The following is a 2217-nucleotide window of genomic DNA, read 5'->3' on the forward strand; positions in this document are numbered from 1 at the left end:
AAGGGATAGAGTGGGTTAAAAACCACATAAAAAAAGAGGGCGTCCTCGTAAGCAGTGAAGTTGCTAACGGGGATCAGCACCTAGAAATACGCCTTCTAGGTGTCACCCTCCTAATAATCCATTTTACCGGGCGGGTTAGGGGAAAGCTAGTTGTTTAATATTTCTAACCCAACAAACAACATAAGGAGGTGATCCAATGAAAGTAGAAAGCTGGCAAGGCATTAATGGCAAGCTAGTTCATGATGATCAAAAGGCGATTGTGGTTGATGATGACCACGCATTAACTGATCCAAAACAGTTACAAGCAATTTTAGATCAAGACGGTCAGCCAATTGACGAAGTCCGGCAAGCAATGATTAAGAAGACCGTTAAACGCCAGTTGAAGACTGAGCCGTTAAAGCTTAGGGGCTGGTTTAATCGCCATCAAGACCGTCAAAATGCTAAAAAGACCGAAAAATTGGTAAGTGATAAACCGACTCATCAATATAAGCAGATTAAAAATGAAATGACCTTTTTTGGTGAGAGTTTCCTGGAAGGCTTCTTAGGTTTCTATGGCTTAGAAGTTGATAACGCCTTAGACCGTTACGAACATAATTTGCATGTCTTAGAGACCCAAGAAGTAGGCCAGTCAGAAAAAGAGTATTACTTAGCCACGAGTGAAAATGGCCGCGTCAAATTAGCCACTGATCCGTTACCAAGCCAGCAAATTGCCGAGGAACAATTGAACAAGTTCTATCAGCGTGAGCCAGAAGAAACGCAGGCAGAACAAATTCAATTACGAACATCAGAAGACGATAGGAAGGAGGACTAACATGTCAAAATACAGAAAAATGAAAGCGCTAGCAACTGCTGGGACTACTGCAATTTACTTGGGCTTGATGAATGCCCAGGTCGTTTTGGCAGCGGACGGTGGCGAAGTTAAAAGCAAGCTAACCAGCGCTGGTAAGACGATTCAAGGTATTTTAACTGGCTTGGTCGTTTTAGTTGGGATTTGTGTCGCGCTATTTATTATTATCAAAAGAATGCCTGACGCAGACGATCCGCGAGAGAAATCAGAAGTTTATCACGCGGTTGGCCGGGTGGCTGGTTTAGTGGCCTTAGCGGCAGCCATTATCTGGCTATTACCTTGGGTTTACAGCCTATTCACTTAATTTAAAAAGGAGCCTGCCAAATGAAGAAAGGAAAAGAATTTATCTTTCCAGAGAACGTAGATAAAGATTACGGGATCTGGAAAGACTACACCTTGAAGGATTTTGGCTATGCGGCGCTGGCAGGACTAGTGGGCTTAATTTTTATTGCGATCCCACCCTATGGTCTGATCTTAGTCCTGATAAAAATAGTGATTGTTGTCTTAGCCATGACGATTGTCATGGCTATTTTAACAATTAGGCCAGTTGCGGCGCGGAAGAATATTAAAGTGCGGGATAACTTTAAGTTGAAACGCCACTATGCCAATGGTCAGAAACTGTTTTATTTGAAACCGAAGAAGCGAGGTGAACTAAATGCGTTTGAAAAAGAGCAAAACCGCCAATAAAACAGCCAAGCTAGATTGGGATTATCAACCGCCTAAAATCAATGGTGGCAAAGAGACCATTGATGACATGAGCTTGGTGGTGGGTATGTATGGTAATTACGAAGTTACCAAAACCGGTAATCTCGTTGGCATTTTGGAAGTTAGTGGGATCAACCTTGATCTACTTAATGAAACCGAACAACAGGACGTTTTTGAGGACTATGGCGCGTTTCTCATGAGTACCTTAGGTGAAGGCGTTGATGACACGTTACAGTTCTTAGAGCCAACGATTCCCGTCAATATGACGGCTTATCTCAATGGTCTCAAACGGCGGTATCTCGCCTTACAAAAAGGCCACCCGGAGCAACAGTTCAAAATCCAGCTCATAGCCAGTTACTTGGATCACTTTACTAAAGTCCAAGAATCCAAAAACATGACCACTAAGCAACATCTGCTAATCGTTAAGGTGCCAATTAAAGACAAAAGTGTTAAGAGCTTAAACCTAGCGGTCAATCATTTAGACGAAAAGATCGAACAAGTTAAACGAGATATTGAAAATGCGTTAACGGACTTTGATGTGACGGCCAAAGTCTTGACTAGTCAAGAAGTTCAAGAGATTTTAAAGAACTTAATCAATTTCAATGGATAGGAGGCAACTGGATGAGTTTTGGTGATAAGGTCATTGATTTATTTATACCAACTAA

At 42.0% G+C, this 2217-nt stretch carries 4 protein-coding genes; all 4 read left to right on the plus strand.

What is annotated here, in order from left to right; translation table 11 throughout:
* Window positions 1-196: 196 nt before the first annotated feature.
* The 4 genes from ACKTR2_RS10130 to trsD are packed head-to-tail and all read left to right on the plus strand — an operon-like array spanning window position 197 to window position 2162.
* On the plus strand, window positions 197-811 hold the full coding sequence (locus ACKTR2_RS10130) for a hypothetical protein (protein WP_407885009.1): 615 nt from the start codon (window positions 197-199) through the stop codon (window positions 809-811).
* Window position 812: 1 nt separating this feature from the next.
* Window positions 813-1151, plus strand: a complete 339-nt coding sequence (locus ACKTR2_RS10135; protein ID WP_407885011.1) for a CagC family type IV secretion system protein — start codon at window positions 813-815, stop codon at window positions 1149-1151.
* 20 nt (window positions 1152-1171) lie between these two features.
* The gene (locus ACKTR2_RS10140; protein ID WP_407885013.1) at window positions 1172-1534 is read left to right on the plus strand and encodes a conjugal transfer protein; all 363 of its coding nucleotides are present in this window, start codon (window positions 1172-1174) and stop codon (window positions 1532-1534) included.
* Window positions 1503-2162 (plus strand): TrsD/TraD family conjugative transfer protein, encoded by a 660-nt coding sequence (trsD, locus tag ACKTR2_RS10145; RefSeq protein WP_153109617.1) that lies wholly within the window; start codon window positions 1503-1505, stop codon window positions 2160-2162. The genes ACKTR2_RS10140 and trsD overlap by 32 nt, the downstream gene beginning before the upstream one ends.
* Window positions 2163-2217 lie beyond the last annotated feature (55 nt).

It is taken from the genome of Furfurilactobacillus curtus (assembly GCF_045862785.1).
GTDB classification, from domain to species: domain Bacteria; phylum Bacillota; class Bacilli; order Lactobacillales; family Lactobacillaceae; genus Furfurilactobacillus; species Furfurilactobacillus curtus.

Excerpts from the sequence above, each read along its gene's own strand:
- ACKTR2_RS10130 (WP_407885009.1), top strand. The coding sequence starts at position 197 with ATGAAAGTAGAAAGCTGGCAAGGCATTAATGGCAAGCTAGTTCATGAT.
- ACKTR2_RS10135 (WP_407885011.1), top strand. The coding sequence starts at position 813 with ATGTCAAAATACAGAAAAATGAAAGCGCTAGCAACTGCTGGGACTACT.
- ACKTR2_RS10140 (WP_407885013.1), top strand. The coding sequence starts at position 1,172 with ATGAAGAAAGGAAAAGAATTTATCTTTCCAGAGAACGTAGATAAAGAT.
- trsD (WP_153109617.1), top strand. The coding sequence starts at position 1,503 with ATGCGTTTGAAAAAGAGCAAAACCGCCAATAAAACAGCCAAGCTAGAT.